The 24,122-nt window shown below is 57.4% G+C and carries 23 protein-coding genes; 14 read left to right on the plus strand and 9 right to left on the minus strand.

Features of this window, described 5'->3' with window-relative positions; genetic code table 11:
• Positions 1–1,106, minus strand: a 1,106-nt coding sequence (locus K1Y02_15625; protein MBX7257791.1) for a hypothetical protein, incomplete at its 3' end; no start/stop codon positions are given.
• 353 nt (positions 1,107–1,459) lie between these two features.
• Between K1Y02_15625 and K1Y02_15630 the strand changes: the two genes are divergently transcribed.
• The 7 genes from K1Y02_15630 to K1Y02_15660 all read left to right on the plus strand — a co-directional run bounded on the left by K1Y02_15630 (position 1,460) and on the right by K1Y02_15660 (position 8,443).
• Complete coding sequence (locus tag K1Y02_15630) at positions 1,460–2,218, plus strand: AAA family ATPase (protein ID MBX7257792.1); 759 nt, start codon at positions 1,460–1,462, stop codon at positions 2,216–2,218.
• Positions 2,211–3,113 (plus strand): ParB/RepB/Spo0J family partition protein, encoded by a 903-nt coding sequence (locus K1Y02_15635; GenBank protein ID MBX7257793.1) that lies wholly within the window; start codon positions 2,211–2,213, stop codon positions 3,111–3,113. Before K1Y02_15630 ends, K1Y02_15635 begins: the two co-directional genes overlap by 8 nt.
• Before the next feature lie 75 nt (positions 3,114–3,188).
• On the plus strand, positions 3,189–4,463 hold the full coding sequence (gene serS / locus K1Y02_15640; GenBank protein MBX7257794.1) for a serine--tRNA ligase: 1,275 nt from the start codon (positions 3,189–3,191) through the stop codon (positions 4,461–4,463).
• The gene (locus tag K1Y02_15645) at positions 4,460–5,197 is read left to right on the plus strand and encodes an NAD-dependent deacylase (GenBank protein MBX7257795.1); all 738 of its coding nucleotides are present in this window, start codon (positions 4,460–4,462) and stop codon (positions 5,195–5,197) included. The genes serS and K1Y02_15645 overlap by 4 nt, the downstream gene beginning before the upstream one ends.
• A gap of 13 nt (positions 5,198–5,210) precedes the next feature.
• A complete protein-coding gene (locus K1Y02_15650; GenBank protein ID MBX7257796.1) occupies positions 5,211–5,837 on the plus strand; it encodes a DUF1349 domain-containing protein in 627 nt (208 codons plus the stop codon).
• Positions 5,838–5,936: 99 nt separating this feature from the next.
• On the plus strand, positions 5,937–6,911 hold the full coding sequence (locus K1Y02_15655) for an NADPH:quinone oxidoreductase family protein (GenBank protein ID MBX7257797.1): 975 nt from the start codon (positions 5,937–5,939) through the stop codon (positions 6,909–6,911).
• A 35-nt stretch (positions 6,912–6,946) separates the two neighbouring features.
• Positions 6,947–8,443 (plus strand): TrkH family potassium uptake protein, encoded by a 1,497-nt coding sequence (locus K1Y02_15660; GenBank protein ID MBX7257798.1) that lies wholly within the window; start codon positions 6,947–6,949, stop codon positions 8,441–8,443.
• 90 nt (positions 8,444–8,533) lie between these two features.
• Here the strand turns inward: K1Y02_15660 and K1Y02_15665 are convergent, their stop codons facing one another.
• The gene (locus K1Y02_15665; GenBank protein ID MBX7257799.1) at positions 8,534–9,010 is read right to left on the minus strand and encodes a hypothetical protein; all 477 of its coding nucleotides are present in this window, start codon (positions 9,008–9,010) and stop codon (positions 8,534–8,536) included.
• A 294-nt stretch (positions 9,011–9,304) separates the two neighbouring features.
• Here K1Y02_15665 and rffA point away from each other — a divergent pair, with 294 nt between their 5' ends.
• The gene (gene rffA, locus K1Y02_15670; protein ID MBX7257800.1) at positions 9,305–10,465 is read left to right on the plus strand and encodes a dTDP-4-amino-4,6-dideoxygalactose transaminase; all 1,161 of its coding nucleotides are present in this window, start codon (positions 9,305–9,307) and stop codon (positions 10,463–10,465) included.
• A gap of 129 nt (positions 10,466–10,594) precedes the next feature.
• Here the strand turns inward: rffA and K1Y02_15675 are convergent, their stop codons facing one another.
• Complete coding sequence (locus tag K1Y02_15675) at positions 10,595–11,119, minus strand: STAS domain-containing protein (protein ID MBX7257801.1); 525 nt, start codon at positions 11,117–11,119, stop codon at positions 10,595–10,597.
• 361 nt (positions 11,120–11,480) lie between these two features.
• Between K1Y02_15675 and K1Y02_15680 the strand changes: the two genes are divergently transcribed.
• Together K1Y02_15680 and K1Y02_15685 are read left to right on the plus strand one after the other, a co-directional pair.
• Positions 11,481–12,413 carry a DMT family transporter gene (locus tag K1Y02_15680; GenBank protein MBX7257802.1) on the plus strand — a complete coding sequence of 311 codons (933 nt, stop codon included), beginning with the start codon at positions 11,481–11,483 and terminating at the stop codon, positions 12,411–12,413.
• A 198-nt stretch (positions 12,414–12,611) separates the two neighbouring features.
• Positions 12,612–13,109 (plus strand): hypothetical protein, encoded by a 498-nt coding sequence (locus K1Y02_15685; GenBank protein ID MBX7257803.1) that lies wholly within the window; start codon positions 12,612–12,614, stop codon positions 13,107–13,109.
• Between the two features lie 280 nt (positions 13,110–13,389).
• Here the strand turns inward: K1Y02_15685 and queG are convergent, their stop codons facing one another.
• A complete protein-coding gene (gene queG / locus K1Y02_15690; protein MBX7257804.1) occupies positions 13,390–14,349 on the minus strand; it encodes a tRNA epoxyqueuosine(34) reductase QueG in 960 nt (319 codons plus the stop codon).
• Between the two features lie 96 nt (positions 14,350–14,445).
• Between queG and K1Y02_15695 the strand changes: the two genes are divergently transcribed.
• Complete coding sequence (locus K1Y02_15695; GenBank protein MBX7257805.1) at positions 14,446–15,462, plus strand: DUF3298 and DUF4163 domain-containing protein; 1,017 nt, start codon at positions 14,446–14,448, stop codon at positions 15,460–15,462.
• Positions 15,463–15,576: 114 nt separating this feature from the next.
• Here the strand turns inward: K1Y02_15695 and K1Y02_15700 are convergent, their stop codons facing one another.
• Positions 15,577–16,293, minus strand: a complete 717-nt coding sequence (locus K1Y02_15700; protein ID MBX7257806.1) for a hypothetical protein — start codon at positions 16,291–16,293, stop codon at positions 15,577–15,579.
• A gap of 223 nt (positions 16,294–16,516) precedes the next feature.
• Here K1Y02_15700 and K1Y02_15705 point away from each other — a divergent pair, with 223 nt between their 5' ends.
• Positions 16,517–16,867, plus strand: a complete 351-nt coding sequence (locus K1Y02_15705) for a hypothetical protein (GenBank protein MBX7257807.1) — start codon at positions 16,517–16,519, stop codon at positions 16,865–16,867.
• A 4-nt stretch (positions 16,868–16,871) separates the two neighbouring features.
• Here the strand turns inward: K1Y02_15705 and amrA are convergent, their stop codons facing one another.
• The 3 genes from amrA to K1Y02_15720 are packed head-to-tail and all read right to left on the minus strand — an operon-like array spanning position 16,872 to position 19,830.
• Positions 16,872–17,483 carry an AmmeMemoRadiSam system protein A gene (amrA, locus tag K1Y02_15710; protein MBX7257808.1) on the minus strand — a complete coding sequence of 204 codons (612 nt, stop codon included), beginning with the start codon at positions 17,481–17,483 and terminating at the stop codon, positions 16,872–16,874.
• Positions 17,452–18,612: an AmmeMemoRadiSam system protein B gene (gene amrB, locus K1Y02_15715; GenBank protein MBX7257809.1), complete on the minus strand. Its 1,161-nt coding sequence runs from the start codon at positions 18,610–18,612 to the stop codon at positions 17,452–17,454. The genes amrA and amrB overlap by 32 nt, the downstream gene beginning before the upstream one ends.
• A 57-nt stretch (positions 18,613–18,669) precedes the next feature.
• Entirely contained in the window at positions 18,670–19,830 is a 1,161-nt protein-coding gene (locus tag K1Y02_15720; GenBank protein MBX7257810.1) for a glycosyltransferase, read from the minus strand.
• A gap of 156 nt (positions 19,831–19,986) precedes the next feature.
• Here K1Y02_15720 and K1Y02_15725 point away from each other — a divergent pair, with 156 nt between their 5' ends.
• A complete protein-coding gene (locus K1Y02_15725; protein MBX7257811.1) occupies positions 19,987–21,048 on the plus strand; it encodes an NAD-dependent epimerase/dehydratase family protein in 1,062 nt (353 codons plus the stop codon).
• 125 nt (positions 21,049–21,173) lie between these two features.
• Positions 21,174–23,204 carry a right-handed parallel beta-helix repeat-containing protein gene (locus K1Y02_15730; GenBank protein ID MBX7257812.1) on the plus strand — a complete coding sequence of 677 codons (2,031 nt, stop codon included), beginning with the start codon at positions 21,174–21,176 and terminating at the stop codon, positions 23,202–23,204.
• Positions 23,205–23,226: 22 nt separating this feature from the next.
• On the opposite strand, the gene K1Y02_15735 is transcribed toward K1Y02_15730, so the two are convergent.
• Entirely contained in the window at positions 23,227–24,021 is a 795-nt protein-coding gene (locus K1Y02_15735; protein MBX7257813.1) for a four helix bundle suffix domain-containing protein, read from the minus strand.
• Positions 24,022–24,122 lie beyond the last annotated feature (101 nt).

Genomic DNA, 24,122 nt, shown 5'->3' on the forward strand with positions numbered 1-24,122 from the left:
GTGAAGGTGTCGATATTGAACCGCGACTGATCGCCCTCGCCGACAAGCTCAATCGCACTTGCCGGCCACGTCCGAATGACCGGGGGGCGCAGGTCCATGCCCAATCGCCGGTCGATGATCGCGATCGCGCCCCAAGGCCGGTCATGGCAAGAGCCAAACACACACAACACGCGCTCGCTTCCAGGGATAGCCCGTGCATTCAGCACAGCCCCGGGCGATTCCGTATTGTTCCCCCAATAGAGAGCGTGGTTGGTTCCGTCCGGATTGACGGTCCACAATCCTTGCGCGTCGCCAAAATTGCGGTCCACGTACTCCCAGCGGTTGTACAGAATTCGCCCGTCGGGCATCAGCGCGCCGTGCCCCTCGAACAACGTGCTCTTCCCGATTTGAACGATGTTCGCCCCGTCGCGCTCCATGCGATAGAGGTTGGCCATGATGTGCCGGTTGCACATGCAATACTTGGGTTCGCGCGTGGACGAGAACGCGATGCTGCCGTCGGGCAGATACAGCGGATCGATGTCGGATACACCCGGCGCAAACGTCAATTGGCGCAGATTGGAACCGTCGGCGTCGACCTCGTAGATGTGATAGTCGTCCTGGATGTCCCTTCGCATCGAAAAGACGATCTTCGAACCGTCGAAATCCACTTCCGGGTCGCGAACAATTCCAGCGGGCACGTCCACGAGTGTGCGCACTTCACCCGTCTGTACTTCGAGTACTTTGAGCGCGCCACCCCCCACAAAGCTCCCCGTGTTGATTTCACCCGTCTGGAACATCGTCTCGGTGTTGTGGTGATCCGGCTTATATTGCGGGCGCGACACGAAGAGCAGGGGAGAGGCCGTCAACAGAGGATTGCCAAGCAGGGCCTCGCGTTGAAGTCGCGCAAACTCACTTCGCTGTTTCGAAGCTTTGTGTTTCGTCAATGAGTCGACTTGTTCAAGGAACTCGTCACCCCGTGGGTAGGAATTCGGAGAGCACTGCTTCAGATCGGCTATTGCAGCTCGCAATCCATCCAGTTCACCGGGAGCAACCCCGGTGTCTTGCGCGAAGGCGACTACGCCAAGGCACACCATGCAAAGCGAGGTCACGGCCAACGTACGCATCATATTTCATCACCCCCGTCTCTATAGTAACGAATACGGCGACACAGCGCCACGGTGTCGCTTTCCGCAATCCGCCGGTCATTGGCCGCTGTGCCGCAAGCGAATACCGGTTTGCATGATCCGGCTTTTCTTGTATTTCTCCGTGATATCGCAGATTCTCCAGAGCAATCCTCCATCCTTCTTCGCGGAGCCCATTCCCTGCGTGATTCCTGCCCCTAATCCGATTGACTTGCTTGCGGATCGCTACGTATCATACGCGGCTTAAAGCGTGTTGTGTCCGCGATTTCACGCGGACGGGGCGGCGCTATGCGTTTCGGGGAACGGGGTTCCCTTCTACCATTCTTGCAGTCGGGGCAATGGGACGAGTCATTGCAGTAGCCAATCAAAAAGGTGGCGTGGGCAAGACGACGACGTCGGTAAACCTGTCGGCGTGCTTGGCCGCGGCGGGACGTCGTGTCTTGCTGGTCGACATCGATCCGCAAGGAAATGCAACGAGCGGCCTTGGCGTGGGCAAGAACGACCTGCAACACACGGTCTACGAAGCCATGGTCGATCACGTTTCCATGCGCGACGTGATTGTCCCGACGCAAATGGAAAACCTGTTCATTGCACCTTCGAACCGCCAGTTGGCGGGTGCCGAGGTTGAGTTCGTTGAAGTGGACGGCCGCGAATACCGTCTCCGCAGTTGTCTGGAACCCCTGAAGGACGAGTACGACTTCATCTTTATCGATTGTCCGCCGTCGCTGAGCTTGCTTACGGTTAACGGACTCGTTGCCGCGGGCGGCGTCATGATTACCCTCCAGTGCGAATACTTCGCGCTGGAAGGGCTTAGCGAATTGCTCCAGACCATCAAGCTTGTGCGGGATCGCTTGAGCCCGTCGCTGAAGGTCGAAGGAGTCCTGCTCACCATGCATCAACATACGAATCTGTCGAAGCAGGTGGTGGACGATGTTCGTGCACATCTCGGGGACAAGGTGTATCAGACCGTAATACCGCGCAATGTCACCTTGAGCGAAGCGCCCAGTTTCGGGAAGCCGGTCATTCTCTACGACCTGAAGTCCCCGGGTGCGGTGGCCTATCTGGCGTTGGCGAGGGAGGTGATATCCCGTGGTTAAACCGAAACGCGGCGGCTTAGGCCGAGGACTTGGGGCGCTCATTGGCGGTATCTCGGAACCGGCGCCAGCCTCCGAAGCCGCGCAAGAAGATGCAGCCGCAACGGCAGCCGGTGAACGCGTTCTGCAGCTCGACCCGCACGCCATCAAGCCCAATCCCAAACAGCCGCGCCGCGAATTCGACGAAGAAGCCCTGCAGGAATTGGCCGATTCGATCCGCGAAGACGGCGTCGTGGAACCCATTATTGTCCGTTTCCGAAACGGCGAGTATGAGCTGGTCAGCGGCGAGCGCCGCGTTCGCGCCAGCATCATGGCCGAATTGGCGACAATTCCCGCCATCGCGCGCGATGTGTCCGATTCCGACATGCTCAAGCTGGGACTCATCGAGAACATCCAGCGCGAGGACCTGAACGCGATTGAGTTGGCCGAGGGTTACAAGGCCCTGATGCACGAATTCGGCTGGACCCAGGAAGAGATGGCCGAGCACGTCGGCAAGAAGCGCGCAACGGTTGCGAACACCTTGCGTTTGCTCAATTTGCCTGCAGACGTGCAGCGCAGTGTCGCCGAGGGCAAAATTTCGATGGGACACGCCCGTGCAATCCTGGCGCTCGAATCGCCCAAAGCGCAGAGCGCCGCGGCGCGCGCCGTCGTCGAACAGGGCCTCTCCGTACGGCAAGTGGAGCGCTTGGCCGCGCCTCCCAAGCCGAAAGCATCCAGCAAACCGGCCTCGCGTGACCCGCACGTGGCCGCGCTGGAAGATGAGATGCGGCGTAGCCTTGGCACACGCGTCTCTATTCATCCCAATGCCGACCGGGCTGGCAAGGGACGGATCGAAATCGAGTATTACTCGCTGGACGACTTGGATCGCATCCTCTCAATTGTACGGGGATCGCGATAGGCTCATCTGTACGCCGCGCCGCCTGCAATGTGCATGGTTCGCGGATTCATAAGGACAATCTAGGAAAACTGCCGCATGATAGACGTGAAATTATTGCGCGAAGACTGTGAGACGCTGCGAAAGGCGTTGCAGAACCGGCGCTCTCCGCTTGATTTGGACGCGATTCTCGAAGTGGACGCCAAGCGGCGTGAGGTCCTTTACGAGGTCGAGCAACTTCGCGCCGAGCAGAACCGCGAATCGGAAGAAATCGCGAAGCTCAAACGCGCCAAACAAGACGCGACCGAAGCCATCGCGGCGATGAAGAAGGTCAGCGATGCGATCAAGGAGAAAGACGAGCGCGTTCGCGAACTGGACACGCAACTTCGCGAGCAGTTGCTGATTATTCCGAACATCCCGCATGAATCGGTCCCTGTGGGTCCCGACGAGAGTGCCAATCGTCTTGAGCGAAAGTGGGGAGAACCCCCTTCCTTCGATTTCGAGCCGCGCGATCACGTTGAACTCGGCGAAAAGTTGGGCATTCTCGATTTCGAAGGCGCGGCGAAGGTATCCGGCGCGCGTTTCACGGTACTGAAGGGCGCCGGCGCGCGCCTCGAACGCGCCCTCACCAGCTTCATGCTCGACGTGCACACCCGCGAACACGGATACACGGAAATACTCCCACCCTTCATGGTGCTTGGGAGTAGCATGGAAGGAGCGGGCCAACTTCCCAAGTTCGCCGAAGAGGCATTCACGGTGAGAGGGCGCGATCTGTGGCTTGTACCTACGGCGGAAGTCCCGCTCACGAATCTCCATCGGGAAGAGATACTTGATGCGAGTACATTGCCTCGCAAGTATGTTGCGTACACCCCATGCTTCCGCAGCGAGGCGGGTTCCTACGGCAAAGACACCCGCGGCATGTTGCGCCAACACCAATTCGACAAAGTAGAGCTGTACAAGTTCACCACGGCCGATACCTCTTTCGACGAGCACGAATCCCTAACGCGCAATGCCGAAGTGATTCTGCAGCTTCTGGGTCTCGCATACCAGGTGATCACACTCTCCACCGGCGACATGGGCTTCTGCTCCGCAAAGACCTACGACCTGGAGGTCTGGCTTCCAGGCCAACAGTGCTACCGTGAGATTAGTTCCTGCTCCAACTGCACCGATTTCCAGGCGCGCCGTGCCAACATAAGGTGTCGCCGTGAGAAGAAACCTGAGTTTGTGCACACCCTGAACGGGTCCGGGCTGGCCGTAGGTCGCACGCTGATTGCCGTACTTGAAAACTACCAGCAAGCCGACGGTTCGGTTGTGATTCCCGAGGTGTTGCGACCTTACATGAACGGCACGGAGCGCATCGAGCCGGTCGTATGACCACTTCCGTCGAAAGGGCCGCGGAGGCGCTTCGGCATGCAAAGCGCGGCGTTGCGGTGACCGGGGCAGGCATGTCCGCTGAAAGTGGGATACCCACGTTCCGCGGCGCGGACGGGATTTGGAAGAAGTATCCGCCGGAGATCTTCGCCAGTATCGACGCCTATCTGCGTGATCCCGATCGTGTATGGGCATTCTGGTGCGAATTGAGTGCTTCGCTGCATGGATGCAATCCCAACGCCGGACATTCGGCGCTGGCGCAACTTGAGTCTTCGGGCAAGATCCAGGCTATCATTACCCAGAACATCGACAGTCTGCATCAGGCGGCGGGAAGTCGCCGCGTGATCGAATATCACGGAAGTCTCCGTGAGCTTGTGTGCCTGGAGTGCCGCGCCCGAAAGACCTTCGACGTTACTACGACCGGTAAGCATCCGCCCCATTGCGTTCTTTGCCAAGGGCTCATGAAACCTGACGTCGTCATGTTTGGCGAGGGCATTCCGCCGGACGCCATGTACGAGTCCGAAGCGCTGATTCAAGTCTGCGATGTTCTTGTGGTGGTTGGTACGTCGGCTCAAGTGTATCCGGCGGCGGGGCTGCCATTCGCCGCGAAACGGAATGGCGCGTTGATTATCGAGGCCAATCTTGAGCCTACGGAGTTCACCGAGACGGTAACCGACGTGTTTCTTGAAGGACCCTGCGGTCAGACGTTGCCGCGTGTTGCCGCGTTAATGCACTAACCGGAGTTACGCCATGCGTGAAGTTGTCCTCGATGAGTTTTTCCGTTCTTCGCATCTCTCGGAGTTGCTGACGTGGTACTGCGAACCCAACCGCTGGGAAATCGATGAGGCGGAAAATTGTCTTCGCATACGTCCCGACGCCCAAACGGATTTCTGGCAGCAAACCCATTATGGCTTCTCCGCCGACAACGGTCATTTTCTCTACACAACGGTCAATACGGATTTCGTCATGACGACGGAGGTGCGATTTCACCCCGCGAATCAGTACGATCAAGCAGGGCTTATGGTGTGGTTCTCGCCGTCGTGCTGGCTGAAGACTTCTGTTGAGTACGAACCGGGTGGACCAAACCGCCTGGGCGCGGTCGTAACCAACAGCGGCTACTCGGATTGGTCCACGCAGGATTTTCCGGAAGATTGCCGCGAAGTCCGGCTGCGCGTACGCCGAGAGGGTGTGGACTATATCGTGGATGCCTCGGCGGGCTCAGGTTCCTGGTCCCAAATTCGGCTTGCTCGTTTGCTCGATGATCGCAAGGGGGCGAACGTCCGTTGCGGCGTCTACGCGTGCAGTCCGAAAGGCGAAGGTTTTGCTGCGGAGTTCTTGGCCCTGAACATAGTCCGGGGCCGAATCGATGACATTTGATATGAGCCGGTGTGTGCCGGTGTGGTATAGTCGTGGGCGAAGCGGCAGCTCTCGCCTGTGTCCAAGAAACCGAAACCAAAACCCGGGAAATGATGCATCATGCGAAGTGTCGTTGTAACCAAGTTCGGCGGTCCGGATGTCTTGAAAGTGACCGATGTGCCCCTGCCGGAGCCTAATGCATCGCAGGTCCGGATCAAGGTGGAAGCATGCGGTCTCAATTATGCGGACATCATGCAGCGGGAAGGACTATACCCGAACGGGCCCAAGCCACCGTACGGCGCGGGATTCGAAGTGGCTGGCGTTATCGATGAAGTCGGAGCCGACGCCACCCAATGGAACATTGGAGACGCTGTGTGCGGCTTCTGCGAGAATGGCTACAGCGAGTACGTGGTCACTGAAGCGTCGCGGATTATGCCAAAACCGGCCTCCCTTGACTTCCCTCAAGCTGCCGCGATTCCCTGCCAATACCTCACGGCATATCACGCTCTGGTCACGCTTTCGAGAGTGAAAGAAGGTCAGTTCGTCTTGCTTCAAGCTGCCGCGGGCGGACTGGGGACGCTCATGGTGCAGATCGCCAAGAATCTCGGGGCGAAGGTCCTCGGTACGTGCAGCACCGACGAGAAGTGCCAACTGCTCGAAGAATTAGGGTGCGATTTCCCTATCAATTATTCGAAGCGCGACTTCGCGGCGGAAGCCAAGCGCATCACCGGCGGGGCGGGGTGTGACCTGATCGTCGAATCGATCGGTGGCGAGATCTTTGACAAGAGCCTGCGCTGCCTCAAGCCACGCGGCAGGCTGGTGACACTTGGCTTGGCTGGAAAGCAGCCCAATACCGTGACGACGCTTCAATTGCTCACCAACAATTTTACGGTGTCAGGGTTTCATCTGATGGCCTACGTTCCCGATCCCGAAGCCATGTTTAACGCCGTTCAAGATCTGGAGAAGTGGCTCGCCGAAGGCAAGCTCAAGATCATCACGCGGCATGTGTTCCCTCTTGCGGAGGCAGCGCAGGCGCAGCAGTTTGTGGCAGAGAGGAAGAGCACCGGCAAGGTCGTCCTCGTCACTGCGGTTTAGCTCGCACGTTGCCGACCTATGAATAGTGGCAGGGCATGAACTATCGCATTCTGTCTCAATACTTGGGCCTCCTTTGTATCGCCGTTGGCCTGTCCATGGTCTTCTCTATGTTGTGGGCTGTCTACTACGGCGAATGGCATGCCCTGGAAGCGTTAGTCGCTTCCATGTCGACTTCAATTGCCATCGGATACGGCCTGCGCTACTTCGGTCGAAACGCGCCTAAGCGAATTTTCGAGCGCGAAGCTATTGGACTGGTCGGGCTCACATGGATCGTCGTCAGCGTGCTCGGAGCCCTTCCTTTCGTGTTCGCCGGAATACTCAGTTTCAACGACGCCTTTTTCGAAAGCGTCTCCGGTTTTACCACGACCGGCTCCACCGTCATTACGGACATCGAAGCGGTTGACAAGAGCATTCTCTTCTGGCGAGCCTTTACACACTGGCTGGGTGGCATTGGCATCGTCATCCTGTTTATCGCCGTGCTTCCCTATTTCGGGGCGGGTGGCAAACTGATTGTGAAATCCGAGTCCACAGGACCCGCGGCCAGTCTCGTAGTGCCTCGCTTCCGGCAAAGCGCTCTCATCATCTTCAACATCTACTTCTTCTTCACAGTCGTGAACACCATTGCCCTGATGTTTGCCGGAATGAACTTTCATGAAGCCCTATGCCACGCCTTTGCAGGATTGGCGACGGGCGGCTACTCCACACGCCAAATGAGTGTCGGCGCTTTTAACAGCCTGTCCATCGAAATTGTAATCATTGTATTCCTGCTGATCGGAGGTACAAACTTCGGTTTGTTCGCCGCGATGTATTTGGGTGACTGGAAAGCGCTGTTAAAAGACTCCGAATGGAGACTTTTCATCGGAGTCTTCATCGTCGCCACCGCATTGGTTACGTTTAACCTCATGGGGCTGCAGGGGCAATTCCCCGATCAGGGAGAGTCATTCCAGCCCATGCCGGAGCGCCAGTTCTACGGTTTTGGTCATGCCCTTCGCGTCGGAGCCTTCCAAGTGGCATCCTGCATGACAGATACAGGCTTTATTACAGACGATTTTGATCGCTGGCCATATCTGTCGCGCATGATCCTGATTGTTGTGATGATTCTGGGCGGAAGCGCGGGGTCCACCGCAGGTGGACTCAAAATTGTGCGCTTATTGATGTTCGCCAAACTGTGCTATTGGCGGTTGGAGACAACATTCCGTCCGAAGACTGTCCGGCCCCTGCGCATTAACGGTGAAGTCGTCAGCGATGCGGTGGTTACCAGATCCCTGCAATTCCTCTGTCTCTACGTCTTCTGGTTCGGCTTCGGTTGCCTTTTTATGTCTGCCATGGGCTTGCCATTCGAATCCGCCGTATCATCAATGGCGGCGTGCATCAACAATTGCGGTCCCGGACTCGAACACGTCGGGGCCATTCGTGACTTTCATTTAATCGGGCCGTCGGGAACGTTCTTCTTGTCTTTGACCATGCTCGTGGGACGTCTTGAACTGGTTCCCATTCTCGTGCTCTTCGTACCGGCTTTTTGGCGGCGCTAGAGCGGGCTTCTCACAAACACACTGGATACAGTCTCGTATCCCGTGCGTTCGCGAGATACCTTACGGCATGTCGCAAGTGCCTTGCTCGTGCTATCGCGAAGGAGTCAACCCCAGAGCGGACGGATCGATACGTCCCATGCCCGCCTCCAGATCTGGATGCTCGGATACGAACGACTTTATCTTGAAGAAACCCGCTCCCGGGTTCGCCTTCATGAACTCCGTCAGCTTTGCTGCCTCGGCCTTTTCATCGGCACTCACTTTGCCGTCCGCCAAGTGGTTGTCGAGCGCCGCCTTGATAACAAGCAGTCCCCAGAAGCCCGGCTTCGCTTCCGTACTCAGGTTCGCCAATGCGTCGTATTCGGCAACGTTCTCCGCGGGCACGCGTCCTGCTGTCTTTAAATCGGCATAGTCTCGCTGGATACTCTCGGCAATAGCCGGAGCTTTCGATTCAAGAAAACGCGGAAACAGTATCATCGAGACGATAAGCAGAACTATTGCTACCAATATGATGACACCGCATCCCACGCCACAACCCAGTAGGAGCGTCTTCTGTTGCTTCTCGTTCATCCCTGTGCCCTTGTTGCTGTCGGTTGAAAGTCTCAATGTTACGCGCCTTGGCGGATGACGGGCTCGTGGTGACTTAGCGCATCACGCCTGACCACGTTGCGTCACTCCCGGCACAAGCACCGGGACTAGCCCATAATTCTACGGTCGTTGCGCGCCAAACACAACCTATAGCGTATACTCGCTAACGCCATACTATACGGCGTTGTGGACATCGGCCTGCGAGTCAGTCTACTGTGTAGCCTAGATTGGACAAGTGAGCAAGACTGAACTTTTGGAAATTAGACTTGGAGCTACATGAGTAACCACGAATTGCGGTACATCCCATTCAACCGTGCCGGGTTTCTCGGTCGCGAACTAGAGTACGTCTCCGAATGTATCAGCAATGGCCATATTTCCGGCGATGGACCTTTCACGAGTAAGTGTAGCCGCCTTATCGAGAGCGCGCTTGGCGTGCCGAAGTGTCTCTTAACGACGTCTGGAACCCATGCGCTGGAACTGGCTGCCCTTCTTCTTGATATCGCGATCGATGACGAGGTGATTGTACCCTCCTACACGTTTGTATCCACGATCAATGCGTTTGTACTCCATGGAGCGAGACCGGTCTTCGTCGACATTCGTCCCGACACGCTCAATATTGATGAACGTCTCATTGAACAGGCGATCACGCCGAGTACGCGCGCCATCATAGCCGTTCATTACGCGGGTGTTGCCTGCGAAATGGACACCATTATGGACATAGCTAGCCGCCATGGCGTTCCTGTCGTGGAAGACAATGCACACGGACTCTTTGCGCGCTATCGCGGAAGGCCTCTCGGGACCTTCGGCGCTTTCTCTATCCAGAGCTTTCACGAAACCAAGAACTTCACGTGCGGTGAAGGCGGCGCGCTTTTACTCAACAGGGAATCCGATGTCGCGCGCGCCGAAGTGTTGCGCGAGAAGGGTACCGATCGAAGCCAGTTCTATCGCGGCCTGGTCAACAAATACGGATGGGTCGACAAAGGTTCAAGCTACCTGCCCTCCGACATCTTGGCGGCATTCTTGTACGCGCAGCTTGAGGCCCGCGATCGCGTTCAGGCATACAGGCAAGAAATCTGGAACCGCTACCATGACTCTTTGGCAGGGTGGGCCGCCGGACACGGCGTGAAGCTTATGCACGTTCCCGACCACTGCGAGCAGTCCTATCACATGTTCTACATGCTCATGCCCTCGCTTGAAGTGCGCACAGCGTTCATCAACCACCTGAAGGAGGCAGACATAAGCGCGGTGTTTCACTATTTGCCGCTGCACTCGTCGGCCATGGGGGTGCGACTCGGTGGGAAGAAGGGCGACTGCCCGGTTACGGAATCAGTCAGCGATCGTATGGTCCGCCTTCCGTTCTACAACGACCTGACAAAAGATCAGCAACAGACGGTTATCGATCGCATTCTCACGTTTGATCCTGCGGTTGTATCGTAGTCCAAGACGGCGAGGAGGCAGCTCGCCATAAACAGAAGGCGCTCACGAGAGTTCTTCACGGCGCAGTCTCCATGTCTTGCACGTACACACTTCGCGCAGGTACGTTGTTGCGTCGGCGTAAACTGCGCCTTACAGCCGGCCCTTGCGTCGTAAATCGTCCTCGATCGCTTCGACAACAATCTGAAACCGATCTTTGTTGGATTCACTGAGCGAAACCAGATTTTTATGCGCGTTGAGGATCATGAATGCAACATCCACCTGCGAGTCCGGCACGTCAGGCAACGAGTCCAATTCGCCGCGAATAGGCGTATCTACGTCCAGAATGGTGAATAGCGTCTGAAAGCTCATCGTTTGAAGGACATTCAGCACCCGTCCTTGCTGAGCAATAATTGTCGGCTTGGTACCGAACCCAGACTTACAGCGCTTCCCCAATTCCGCCAGCAGCCCCAGATTCGTGCTGTCGATTCCTTTCGCTTCCGTCAGGTCAATCAACACGCTGCTTCCTGGCGCCGGCGTCTGGAACAAGTTGTCGACATAGGCACGAAGCGACTTGCTGAGCGGAAATGTCCATTCGTCCGTGTAGCCAATCGATCCCACAAACTTCAGGACATGTACATCGCCGAACGTGGCCGAGAGGACTTGTCCGGTAGACATGAATGGAACTTCCCTTTCGTCATTACGCTGCATCAGACACACACGACCGGGCGTATTGTTCATCGGCAAGTCCGGGATGTCAATACCAGCAAGATAGGACGGCCTGCGTGACGATGTATTCCGGACAGGCCTGTTGACTAGCTAGGACGGCGACACTACAATCCGCCGATCCGGTCACCTTCCTCACTTGGCGCCGCCATTGCCACCGATTCATGCAATCTCTGGTTTGCTGGCCATTCGGAGTGGCGAACGTCCAACCGCAGGGGATAGACCGCAATTTGCATCGGCGCGATTGCGTCGATTGCGGGCCGGATTTGCCGAACCGGAATAATGTTGGTTCCATAGGCTGAAAGAAGCAATTGTGAAGCACTCGATGAAGATACCCGCATTTTTGTCCCTGATCGTCGCGGTCGCATCGTGGGGGCTGGCCCCCGTATTCATCCGTCTGCTTCGAAACGCATACGACCCCTACTCGCAGGCATTCATTCGGTATCTATTCGCGACTTTGGTCTTGGTGGCGATCTGCACGATCTGGTTTCGCCGTGAATTCTTCGCGTTGCTGCGAAATCCGCTGTCTCTGATGGGACTTGCCTGCATCAATATCGCTCATCAGATTACCTGGACGCTCGGATGCTACCGCGCCTCGGCCACCCTCGCACAACTGATCGTCCAAGTTGGCGTCATTTTTGTCATCCTCTTCAGCTACGTGCTCTTTCACGAAGAGCGAGCGGTTATCCTAAGCCCTCTGTACCTGATCGGCACTACCCTGAGTCTCGTGGGAGTGGCCGTCGTGCTTACGGGAGGAAGAGACACCTCCGGCGCCATCGGACTTGGAACCGCCACCTTGTTGCTGATCCCAGCATTGTGTTGGGGAGCATACGCGGTTTGGGCTAAGCACCTTGTCACGAATTGCCACCCCATCCCCATGTTCGCCGCCTTGTCCATCTTCATTACGCTGGGTACTGGAATTACGGCCTTTCTATTCGGAGAGCCCTCGTGCATCGCGAGAGCCAGCGGACAGATCCTCTTTCTGACGTTCATCTCCGGACTCTTACCGATTGCCATCGCCCACACTTCGTTCCATTTCGCACAGAAATATCTCGGGGCAGCCTTCAGTAGTAGCTGCAACATCCTCTCGCCATTGCTCACTTACTTGTTGGCAGCCCTGTTCCTTGACGACGTTCCCCTGACTCTTCCGCAATGGGCAGGCGCCGGGATTCTGCTCTCCGGAACACTGATGGTTGTGAGAAAGCGAGCAGCCGTGCAGTCCGAGGAGGACATCGCACCGTGCTGACGCCGGGATAGTCTTCTTTCACTCGAATCCTATTCAGATCCTATCGACATCCCTATCCATCTTGACTGGTACGGTTTGCAGCTCCAGACCGTAATCCCATACAGCGTGCCCTACCGCGCGCGTGAAATCTCTTGCATTTTTGTCAATAATTTACTATACTCCAGCTACGTAAGAGCAGCCAGGAGTACCGGGTCCGCCATGAAGCAAACCCACTCCAAACAGGAACGGATCATTGAAGCCGTCCGGCATGGACTGGAGGGCATCGCCGCTGTTGAGTTTGTTCAGAAGAGCGGCTATGCCATGACTACTGCGGGAATTGCCCGGAATCTCAGGATGCTAGGGGGACGTGGCCGCATTCAAACGTTGATCAACGAGGGAATGTCCAACATCGAAGTTCTGCAAACGTGCTTTCCGGATGCGGACCTGTCGCACTTGCGGCCGGAACCGCCGACCCAGGGGGAGCTTTTCGCGGGGCAAGCCGAGCCGAGAGCCGGCTCGTTTGTGCCATTGCGAGAAGACACTCCGTACGAGACGAGGAAAATGGCAATCAAAGTACCCGCCGACTTGTACGAAGCGATCCGCCTTGCTGCCAAGGCGGAAGGAATGAGCCAAAACGACTTAATCGTTGAGGTTCTCACCAGCGCGCTATCGCGCCTCCCCGGACCCTTTGGGGATGCTGAGCACCATAGGGGATAGGTTCACGGCCAACAGCGAATCGTCCCGCTTGCGATAGGGTACAGGTGGGGCCTTGCGATAGCATTTGCAGCGAAGAATGCTCGGTGGTGACGCAACTACACGAAGAGGCGAGCAATACGCTCGAAGTGGCATGAACGAGTCCTTCATGGCCAGCTACATGGCGCGAATCAGTCACGATCGGTACCTGCCACACGTCTCTGGTCTCTTGTCAACGCTGGGAAGCGTGTGCCAATTCTGGTCGTCCTGGAAATTGCGCCGCCTGCACTAGAAGCGTGTTAGGTCACACTACTGGCCGGCTCTTCTTGGAAATCTGCTCGCGAACCATTCGTGCGTTTCTCCGCATACCCGTCAACTTGGCCCGCATGATGGGCGTTCCCGCGAACTCGTCCAAGAACTCGTCTTCCGTCAGATTCTCCAAATGCAGCAGACTGGGATTCGCATGGCCTTCGCGCGCATGGAATTCGCTTTCGGTGGTCAGCTTGACCCGTTTATTCCATGGGCAGACCTCCTGACAAATGTCGCAGCCAAAGACCCATCCTGCGCTATTTGCCGCGATGTCGTTCGGGATTTCCCCACGGTTCTCAATGGTGTGGTATGAAATACAGCGCCGCGAATCAACGACCTGCGGCTGGACTATTGCGTCCGTTGGACACGCATCGATGCAGAGCTTGCAGCGGCCGCACTGGTCGGCTGCGGGCGAATCCGGCTCCAGTTCGACGGTCGTCAGGATAATCCCCAGGAAGAACCATGACCCCAGGTCGCGACGCAACACCAGGCTGTTCTTTCCCATCCAACCCAGACCTGCACGCACCGCCCATGCTTTCTCCATTACCGGGCCGCTGTCGATGCAACAATACGTTTGCGCACCTTCGGCCATCGCCGCGACTCGTTTCGCAAGCCCTCGCAACGGTTTCAGCAGGACCCGGTGGTAATCCCGGCCCCACGCATACCGAGATACCAAACCCGTTTGGGATTCGCGAGTCGGGCGCGGGGAGTAGTAGTTTCGCGCAACCACAACCACAGAGCGCGCACCAGGCAGTTTGAGCTGTGCGTTCTGGCGGAGTTCTCGGGAGGTTTCTATCCACTTCATATCCGCGTGGTACCCGAGCCTTAGCCACTCTCCCAGGCGATTATCCGGGTCTATTTCCCCGGCCAGCGCAACCCCACACGCGTCGAACCCGGCATCCGTCGCCGCGTCTTTTACTATCTGCGTAATCTCTGCTCTGGAATGGCTCTGCATCTTCCAAGTATAGCGCACGCCGCTTTAGCGTCCTTACCGTGCAGTTTGCCCCTCGTGCTATACTCTGCCGTTTAGATGCATTTATCGGAGGACTGTATGTTTGCGCGTATTGCTCCAACGTTCTTTGTCTCGATGATTCTCGCTATCTGTCCGATGGCGCGTGCCGCTGACTTTGACCTCACCTATTACCGGGGCGAGATCGGCAAATCGAATCAGATACTGCTGGAAATCATGAATTCCGACGGAAAGGTGAGCGGATCCTACGTCTATGTCAAGCGGCAGATTCCGCTCGAATTGGCGGGAACCCTGAAAGACGACGGCAGCTTCTCGCTAGCCGAAACCGTCGACGAAAAGGAGACGGGCCGATTCGCCGGAAATGTGTTGGAAGACGGTAAGAAACTTGAGGGCACGTGGACCGATGCCGATGGAAAGTCGTCGGCCCCGTTCTCGTTACAGCGATTTGCCCATCAGAAACTGGAAGAAACGAAGGACGAGATTTCGGGCAGCACCATCGAAAGCTCCTTCGCATGTCCCGTGTTTGAGGACCCTTCCGAGGCCGCATTGAACGAAGCAATCTCCAGCCATATGAAGAAAGCCCACAAGGCCTTTGTGGATGAAATCCGCAAGGCGGCCGACCCGTCTTTCCAGGTTGAAAACATGTACGACGTGGACGCGGACGTATCGGTCTACACGCCGGGCGAATTCGTCAGTCTTGTTTTCACCACCTACGTATTTACGGGCGGCGCCCACGGAATGACTCAGTACAGCACTCTGAATCTTCGGCTCTCTCCACAAGGCCCGCCGCAACCCATCAAACTCACCGATCTGTTCACGTCACAGGATACGGCCTTGACCAAGCTTTCGGAAATCTGCCTCGCCGACCTGAAGAAGCAAAAGGCGGGGTTTGTTGTGGATGGTATGGTCGACAGCCTGGATTGGGAGGCTCTGCGCCACTTCAGCCTGTCTCCCGCAGGCATTTTGTTCTTGTTTGAACCCTATGCAGTTGCCCCCTATGCGGAAGGAACGTTCGATGTCGTCGTCCCATTCGACGCGCTCTCGGGCATCCTGAAGCCCGACGCGATCCAGGGGATCGTCCCGCAACCCAAACAATAAGTTGCTTTGCCACAAAAAGGGCCGGGCGCCTGTTCTGTGCAGACGCCCGGCTTGTTATTCTTCCCGCCGGAGACGTTCGGTCTTTACCCTCCCGTCACGATTCCGGTTCCAGATTTACTCGGCAATGCTCCCATCGCGGGCCTTCTTGATCATGTTGCCCGAATAGGGATTGCCCTTGATGTTCCTGCCGCCCTTCATATCGTGCTTCTTCGGCTCTTTCACCGTGCTGCGGTCGTAACGCAGTCCTTCCGGACGCATTTCATTGCGATTGCCACCGGCTTGGGGCGGGTGCCACTGCTGTTTGGCAGTTTCCCGCGCCGCTGCCAGCACGGCTTCGTTTTGCTCTGGCGTCATGGCCGAACGGTCCAGTTCACTCTGGCCTACGGTAATGGCCCCCGTGCCGAATACCATGCCCACGGCGCCGCCGCCCGCAAGCCCAATGATGCCGACCGTCGTAGGAATATCTGCAAAAGCCGCTAACCGGCGATCCTGATCGATGCGCTTGTTCCAAGGCGATACCGCGTCAACGGGTGGGGGATAGGTGCCGGCCATGCCCCAGTACGTGCTATGACCCAATTCGACCACACCCCGGCGCACTCCGCGAAATCCCTCGATAGACCCAACGTACTCGACCTTGTTATTGCCGTCCTTGACACCTTTGCAGGTCTGATACTTCAATGCCTTCAAACCGCGCCACATTGCTTTGTAGGGACGTGTCGCCGGTTCCTCTGGATTGCCGTAAGGCCCTGTGTGACTAGGTTCTATCGCGTATGCAAGTCCGCACGACGCAACGGCGAGCAGCGCCGCCAATCCGACCTGAAGCGTCTTCATCCGTAGGTTTCTCCCGCTGGTTTCCCACGCGCGCACCCGGCGCGACTCGATCTCTCCACTAGGAAATAGTTTACAACACAGTGAGCAGTTTCAACAAGACTTGCCATTAATCTCGCGAGTAGTGGCGGTTGCCACTCGCCGAGACGGGCGTGATGAAACGAACACGTTGTTTTGCTAGACTCGATCCAGTGCTACAAGCGCAGTGCATGGGAGGCTAAAGACCATGTGTGCTTTGAAGAAGTCCGAGTACAAGACCCAGATTCGACAAGAAGCGAAGAGGACGGTCAGCGGCGCGAAGTTTGCGGGCACCGGTCACGGAGCCTACCGTGAGGCGGTCGAGAAGGGCCGCAAGAATCTGCTCATAAAGTGCGCGGAAGGCGGCGACAACAACGCCCAGCGCATCAAGAACGAGATCACGTATCTTCTCAACAATTACGTTCCAGCCTACGATGCGCGCATCGAAGCCTTGATCGATAAATGGCGGACCAGCCACGATCCCGCGTACGATCCCGGTATCAAGGCACGTTTACGCAAGGTTCGCGCTGAATACTCGGGCCGCAGCAACGCAGTGTAAAAGTCTACGCCTCTTCTTGAAGGTCTGCCTCTGAGAAGACCTGTGCCGAAAAGCGATACAGTCTCGCGTTAGGCAGCTCCCATGCCCTATCCGGATATCCCGCCTTTCGACAGACCGCCGCCAGAAACTGCCCCACGTCCCAGTCATGGTCTGTGGCCACTTGAGGTAGCAGAATGCCTCCACGATACGGCGGCCGCTCAATGTATAGCCCGTCTCGGCCAATCACGATCTCGGAGATGTCCGATACGCGCCGGAAAGGCGTGTCAGGCGTGTCGCCATGCGAGAGCGCCGAGACTTCCACGACGATTTCAGGCAGTTCATCCTCCGTCACGGGATCGAAACGCGGGTCTCGGCTGGAGGCATTGATGGCGTTGTCGCGCACGGCCTCGGCCAGAGGTTCTCCGTGCGTCGTATATCCGATACAGCCCCGCAATTCGCCCCCGCGCCGCAAAGTCACAAAAGCGCCGTGACTTTCCCGCAGCGCTGGTGTGAGCGAATACCCCGAAAGGTCCAAACGCCGCTCTTCCCGGACCCACGTTTCCAACGCCGTGCGCGCAATCCGAAGCAGCAGCCGTTCTTCTTCGTTAGTTAGGAACGTTTCGCTTCTGAGTTTCATCAGGTGCATCCTCCGCTTCTTTGACGGTGGACGCCGGATTCTCGGCCGGTTGTGTGTCCTTCTTTGCTTCATCCGCTTGTGACGGGCCGCTGGTGGATTCCTCCGCGGCTGGCGTGACCTCCGAAGCGGGCGCCTCAAATGGAGGCCGCTCTATATCAATAAAGTCTATCGATGCGAAGCTGACGGAAGCCTTGAGATTTCCTGTCATACGCCCCGAAACATCGTATCCCATCAAGATCCCGCGCGCGGACTTCGGCAGAAGCTGAAGCATCACCGCAATCGGCATGGCCCCCGATATGGGGTTCTTGGTCCTTTCGAGATAGTCCATGAACGTGCGGTAGTCCATCGATTGAATGGCATTGATCGCTTCGATGTCCAGCTCGCCGATGTGCTTCAAGATATCCTCGTTGAATGGCGTAAAATTGTGGACTACCCCATAGCGAGTGAGGTCCGAACAGACCACAAGCAGCGTGTTCTCATCCAGAATGGGACGTATCGCGCGCGCTGCTGCCGCAAGCAGCTTCTCATCTATGCCCCCGCCACGGACCGCTGGAAAGTCGCCAAACACGATCGGCACCAGCTTGAACTTTCCGAGTTGGACCTGCAGGAAGGGGAGCATCAACTCAATAGCCGTTTCCTTCTCGTGCAACGGCACCCGCCGCACATCCGGATCGAGATACGCATCCGCCCGGTACACGACGGCCCGTAGTTCAATCACGCTCGACATCGTCAGACGGCGAATCGCGGGTCCGTCCAGCGGCACATCGCCCAGGGGCGTACGAAAGTACTGCACGTCGGGTATCGATCCGCCGCGAAACTTGGACGCCATGGCCGGTGCGATAATGACGACCCTGCTGTATTGCCCCTTCTTCAGCGATTTGAAACCGGCTGCGGAAATGGCCCCGCTGGCCGGGAAACTCGCGTGGGGGCTTATCACGGCGACCACCGGCGCAGGCAACTCCGGGATGTCGGCCTCGGTCATGTACTGTTCGACCGCCGCGCGCAGCGGGGCTGCATTGGGAGGATAGAGGATTCCTACGCCGACTGGTTCCCGCACAGGAATCGGACCCAGGCCAAGTATCACTGCGCATGCGGCAACAAGGCCCGCCAACAAGAAATAACGTTTCATGCTTCTGCTCCCTTTGATCCAGCATAGCACAGGAGTGGGCGCGAGAGTCTTGTCGACTTAATCTGCCGCTAAAACGCACCGAACGATGTCGGCCGCCCGGTGCCGGTGCGTGTGGCACTCGAGTATCCGCCTTCGAGCCGCTTCACCCATGGCTTTTCGCCGGGCCGGATCGGCCAATAGACATTCATATGCCTCAATGGCCTCTTCTGCAGTGCCAACGAGTATGATTTCCTTATCTGGCTCGAACCACGTTTCTATCCCCGAGTGCGGATTTCCCACAATGCAGCAGCCCATGGCCGCCAATTCGAAGGGGCGCACGGTAGACGTCGCAAACAACTCCGCGTGGGTTCTGCGCGAGATACTCAAGTTGATTCGGCTGCGCCAGCATTCGTGGCGAAGCCGGTTAAACGGGACATACCCGAGCATTCTCACCCTGCCCAGTTCGGCGGGAAATCCTCCGCCTCCCGCCGCAAACGTGACCTCGGTCAGCTTCAAACTCGGCCGAGTCAAGAGTGCATCAATCCACGTCTCCCGATACTCGGCGCCGATACCGTAGAAGAACACATCGCGGTCTTGCTCGCATTCGATGGGTTCGTACAAACTCGGATCGGCGCCCCAATGTACCGCTTGCGCGCTTCGGGCGCCCATCTGCAGCAACTCGGCGCAACCTCCCTGCGAATTGCACATGAACCCCGTATACTCTGAGAGATCTGCGCCTTCATAAATCCGAAACCCCGACGCAAATCCCTGAAATCGTGGAAGGCTCGCCGGCACGTCGCCATCGAAATAGAACATGCGCGTTCCATACTTCGAACGAAGACGCGACGCGATGCCCGTGAAGTGGTTCAATGGAACGCCGAATACAATAACCGCATCGATATCGCGCTCTTGTCCCACGATATCGACCAACTGAGATTCCCATCGCGGACGAATCCACGAATCAATCAGCCTCTTTGTCACCGCCGCACTGACGCCGCCCTGGGTAGACGTAGCCCCGCCGCCCATGAACTTCTTTACTTGCGCGAAGGCGTCGCCTTCCACCCTGCAAGGATTCGGATAGGCGCGCCACCACGGGCTCTCGAACGCGGCACCCTGATACGGGATCGCGATAACGTCGTGTCCCAGTTCCCACAACCCTTTGAGGAACTGCCACCACGCCGCCGTGCACCCATACCGGTACTGGATATCCAACGCGCTGACGACACACAGAAGTTTCATGCAATGAGAGTAACGCCACAGACAGCGCGATTCCAGATTGGTATCTCAGCGGTCTTGCCCATGGGCAGTGCCTTGTCTACCGGATTCTTGAGATTGCCCATCTCCCGTGAGACAATCCCGGCGCTTGCCCAGGTCTTGCACAGAGGGGGACACGCCATGGCAGTTGCGCTCGTTACCGGCTCTGCGGGTCTCATCGGCGCGGAGACGGTACGCGCCTTTGCGGCGAAGGGATTCGATACTGTCGGTATCGATAACGACATGCGCGCCTATTTCTTCGGAGACGACGCGTCTACACGATGGGCCGCCGACTCCTTGTCTAAGACTGTTCCTGGGTATCGCCACTACGCCGTCGACATTCGTGACATTCAATCCGTGGACGCCATCTTCTCTGCGTATGGATCGGACATCCAACTTGTCGTCCACACCGCTGCACAACCCAGCCACGACTGGGCCGCTCGCGAACCTCTCACAGATTTTGGCGTCAATGCACTCGGGACTCTCCATTTGTTGGAATTGACCCGTAAGCATTGTCCGTCCGCGACCTTCATCTTCACATCGACGAACAAAGTCTACGGAGATACGCCCAACGCTCTGCCGCTTGTCGAAGGCGAAACCCGCTGGAATGTCGCCCCGCATCATCCCTACGCCCAATACGGAATTGACGAAACCATGCCCATCGACGCCAGCAAACACTCCATCTTCGGAGCCTCCAAGGTCGCCGCGGACGTGATGGTGCAGGAATACGGGCGCTATTTCGGCATGAAGACGGCCTGCTTTCGCGGAGGGTGTCTCACCGGCCCGGGCCATTCCGGGGCTGAGCTGCACGGATTTCTTTCTTACCTCATGAAATGCGCGATCTCCGGACGCGAATACCGCATCTTCGGATATAAGGGTAAGCAGGTCCGCGATAACATCCACTCAAGCGATTTGGTGGAATGCTTCTGGCATTTCCACCAAAACCCCCGCTCCGGCGAGGTCTACAACATCGGCGGAGGCACGCACAGCAATTGCAGCATGCTCGAAGCCATCCGGCTATGCGAAGAAATCGCGGGCAAAAAGATGAACACGACCTACGTCGACGAACCGCGCTCCGGCGACCACATCTGGTGGATCAGCGACGTGCGCCGCTTCCAATCGCATTACCCGCAATGGTGCTATCGCTACAACGTCCCGCAGATTCTCGCGGAGATCTACGACGGACTCAGCCATCGCACGTAATCGCGAAGGGCGGACATTCTTGTCCGCCTCTTTCGGATCAATCCGGAAAGAACCGGCGTCCGAACCCTGCTATCTTGTATACTCTTCACTCAGTCTCATGGCACTGAACGTCTAAGGGGGTACCGATGCTCGTAAACAGACTCGCCACGTTGACCGTCTTCGCGATTGCCGCGTTGGGCTCATCCTTCGCGCTCGCCCAAACCACATTCTACGTTGCGCCAAACGGCAATGACGCGTGGTCTGGATCGCTTGCCGCGCCCAACGCGGAAAAGTCGGATGGCCCCTTCGCGACGTTGCAGCGAGCCCGCGATGCTGCGCGCACGGCCTCCAAAAAAGGTGTGACGGTACAAGTAGCGGGGGGGACTTATGAACTCTCTCAACCCCTTGAGCTTTCTTCGGAAGACTCCGGCGCGGAAGCCGCTCCCACTGTCTACACGGCAGCAGAGGGTCAGGAAGTCCGCATCTCCGGCGGCAAAGCGGTTACAGCGTGGACGCCCGTTTCCGATGCGGCCATCCTCGAACAACTCGCCGAACCTGCGCGCGGAAAGGTCTATGAGGCGGATTTGAAAGCACTCGGAATCGCCGATTTCGGCTCCCCCGACGGCGGCGGCATGGAGGTCTTCTGCAACGACCAGCGCATGACACTTTCCCGTTGGCCCAATAACGATTTCGTTCGTATCGTCGAAGTGATCGGCGGCGAAAAGGTCGATGTACGCGGAACGGTCGGCGACAAGATTGGCAAATGGACCTACGAAGGTGACGAACCCAAGCGTTGGAGCAAAGAGAAGGACGCATGGGTGCACGGTTACTGGTTCTGGGACTGGTCCGACCAGCGCCACAAAATCAAATCCATCGACACCGAGAAACACATCATCGAAGTCGAACCGCCGTACCACGGCTACGGGTATCGCAACGGCCAGTGGTACTACGCGTTCAATCTCCTCTCCGAGATCGATACCCCCGGTGAATGGTATCTGGACCGTGAGACGGGCGTGCTCTACTTTTGGCCCCCCTCCGATATCGCCCAAGCCAAGGTCACGGTGTCCGTCACGAAGTCACTGCTGCAAATGAACGAAGCCTCCCACGTTACCGTGCGCGGGCTTACTTTTGAAGCCTCGCGAGCGACCCCGGTAAACGTATCCGGCGGGACCGGTGTTCGCATCGAATCGTGCACAGTCCGCAACGTCGGCGCCGCCGCCGTTTCCATTTCCGGCGGCACGAGTAACGGCGTTGTCGGGTGCCATTTGTACAACTTGGCGGGTGGCGGCATTAGCCTGTCCGGCGGTGATCGCAACACGCTAACGCCGTCGGACCTCTTTGCCGACAACAACCACATTCACGACTACGGTCAATTCTATCGCATGTATCATGCGGGCATTTCCCTGAACGGCGTCGGCAATCGCGCCACGCACAACCTCATCCACGACGCCCCGCATATCGGCGTTGTATTTGGCGGCAACGACCACATCATCGAATACAACGAGATCCACCACGTATGCGTCGAATCCAACGACGCGGGCGCGATCTACGCCGGACGCGACTGGACCATGCGCGGCACGCAAATTCGTTACAACTACATGCACGACATCAGCGGATTCGAAAACAAAGGCTGCGTCGGCGTCTACCTCGACGACATGTACTGCGGCACAAACATCTCTGACAACCTGTTCTACAAGGTCACGATGGCCGCGTTTATCGGTGGCGGCCGCGACAACATCGTCTCCAACAACCTTTTTGTCGACTGCAACCCCGCGTTGCATATCGATTCGCGCGCCATGGGCTGGGCTGCCGACTCCGTTCCCACGACGATGAAAGAACGCCTCGATGCTGTGCCCTTCAAAGAAAGCCCGTGGAAAGAGCGTTACCCCGAAATCCTCACCGTCTGGGAAGACGAACCCGCCGCGCCCAAGGGCAACAAGGTGGAGAACAACCTTTGCGTCCGTGGAACCTGGGATCACGTCGACGACACCGCGAAGAAATACGTCGACATCACCAAGAACTTCGTCAACGACGATCCTGGCTTCGCCACCCCCGACGCCTTCGCCGAAGGCAAGACCCCTAAGGCTACTGACTTCGCACTGAAAGCGGACTCGCCGGTAATTGTCGCAGGCTTCAAACCGCTTCCGCTGGACAAGATGGGGATGCAGGTGAAGTAAGTCCGGCCCGGTGCCCAACAAACTACGGTTTTGATTGCCTTTGCTCTGAGCGAATCCGATAGAGGCGTTCAGTGAAACCACCGTCTTTTTTGAAGGATTCTGCCTGCGCAGCGAGTTGTCGATCGAGCAGTCCGCAGGCTACGGCGATCAGGACGAGCGCGGCGTTTGCCGCGATCTCGGAATGGGTAGGTTTTGTGGACGAAGTGGACTTGGTGGACGAGGTGGACGGAGTCGACACCGCGGACATTGTGGTTTCCGTTGAAGCAGGGGAGGCGGCAGCCTTATTGGATCGAGTTGACTTCAGTGCTCCTGCGGGTTTTTCCGAAGCGCGCTGCCCGGCAGCATCTTCAATCTTCTCCTGTCCACTTCGTCCACTCAGTCCACTGCGCCCACCTTCTTCATTCTCTTCTCTCCGCTCCCGCTCCCAAATCTCCTTCACCCACGCCGCCACATCGTCAGCCGATTGCGCCCGAGCCGCAACCAACTCCGCTCGTCGCGGATCGCCCCGTTCCCACGACTTCAGTCCCCGCTGCCGCAGATAATCCTCATAGTCCAGCCGCAACTCCTCCAGACTCGCCCGCGCCACGCTCGTCAGCTTCAACTCCATCTTCCGCGACGTCCCCGAAGCCTGACTCCCTTCCGCGATGTTTTGCACCCCCGACCGCGCCGCCTGCACCATCTGATCCCGAGTCCGGCTCTTCGCATCCACAAAACGATCACAGAAACGCATCGTCACGTCGTACACCAACTGCGCAATCTGAAAACTCTTCAGCTTCCGATACCCGCCATGCTTGGGAATCAACGGCTCCGACGACACCTAAATATCCCCCTCAATTCGACTGTTTTGCCGCATCCGCGGCGTCCAACTCGTCCACTCAGTCCACTCAGTCCACCTGGTCCACCTGGTCCACCTGGTCC

It is taken from the genome of Candidatus Hydrogenedentota bacterium (genome assembly GCA_019695095.1).
GTDB lineage: Bacteria > Hydrogenedentota > Hydrogenedentia > Hydrogenedentales > SLHB01 > JAIBAQ01.

Bases quoted from the DNA above. Each gene is read 5' to 3' on its own strand.
- K1Y02_15630 (MBX7257792.1), top strand. From the start codon at position 1,460: ATGGGACGAGTCATTGCAGTAGCCAATCAAAAAGGTGGCGTGGGCAAG.
- K1Y02_15650 (MBX7257796.1), top strand. From the start codon at position 5,211: ATGCGTGAAGTTGTCCTCGATGAGTTTTTCCGTTCTTCGCATCTCTCG.
- amrA (MBX7257808.1), bottom strand. From the start codon at position 17,483: ATGAAACTCAGAAGCGAAACGTTCCTAACTAACGAAGAAGAACGGCTG.
- K1Y02_15730 (MBX7257812.1), top strand. From the start codon at position 21,174: ATGCTCGTAAACAGACTCGCCACGTTGACCGTCTTCGCGATTGCCGCG.
- K1Y02_15685 (MBX7257803.1), top strand. From the start codon at position 12,612: ATGAAGCAAACCCACTCCAAACAGGAACGGATCATTGAAGCCGTCCGG.
- K1Y02_15655 (MBX7257797.1), top strand. From the start codon at position 5,937: ATGCGAAGTGTCGTTGTAACCAAGTTCGGCGGTCCGGATGTCTTGAAA.
- K1Y02_15660 (MBX7257798.1), top strand. From the start codon at position 6,947: ATGAACTATCGCATTCTGTCTCAATACTTGGGCCTCCTTTGTATCGCC.
- K1Y02_15725 (MBX7257811.1), top strand. From the start codon at position 19,987: ATGGCAGTTGCGCTCGTTACCGGCTCTGCGGGTCTCATCGGCGCGGAG.
- serS (MBX7257794.1), top strand. From the start codon at position 3,189: ATGATAGACGTGAAATTATTGCGCGAAGACTGTGAGACGCTGCGAAAG.
- queG (MBX7257804.1), bottom strand. From the start codon at position 14,349: ATGCAGAGCCATTCCAGAGCAGAGATTACGCAGATAGTAAAAGACGCG.
- rffA (MBX7257800.1), top strand. From the start codon at position 9,305: ATGAGTAACCACGAATTGCGGTACATCCCATTCAACCGTGCCGGGTTT.
- K1Y02_15665 (MBX7257799.1), bottom strand. From the start codon at position 9,010: ATGAACGAGAAGCAACAGAAGACGCTCCTACTGGGTTGTGGCGTGGGA.
- K1Y02_15705 (MBX7257807.1), top strand. From the start codon at position 16,517: ATGTGTGCTTTGAAGAAGTCCGAGTACAAGACCCAGATTCGACAAGAA.
- K1Y02_15695 (MBX7257805.1), top strand. From the start codon at position 14,446: ATGTTTGCGCGTATTGCTCCAACGTTCTTTGTCTCGATGATTCTCGCT.
- K1Y02_15720 (MBX7257810.1), bottom strand. From the start codon at position 19,830: ATGAAACTTCTGTGTGTCGTCAGCGCGTTGGATATCCAGTACCGGTAT.
- K1Y02_15645 (MBX7257795.1), top strand. From the start codon at position 4,460: ATGACCACTTCCGTCGAAAGGGCCGCGGAGGCGCTTCGGCATGCAAAG.
- K1Y02_15700 (MBX7257806.1), bottom strand. From the start codon at position 16,293: ATGAAGACGCTTCAGGTCGGATTGGCGGCGCTGCTCGCCGTTGCGTCG.
- amrB (MBX7257809.1), bottom strand. From the start codon at position 18,612: ATGAAACGTTATTTCTTGTTGGCGGGCCTTGTTGCCGCATGCGCAGTG.
- K1Y02_15675 (MBX7257801.1), bottom strand. From the start codon at position 11,119: ATGTCTACCGGACAAGTCCTCTCGGCCACGTTCGGCGATGTACATGTC.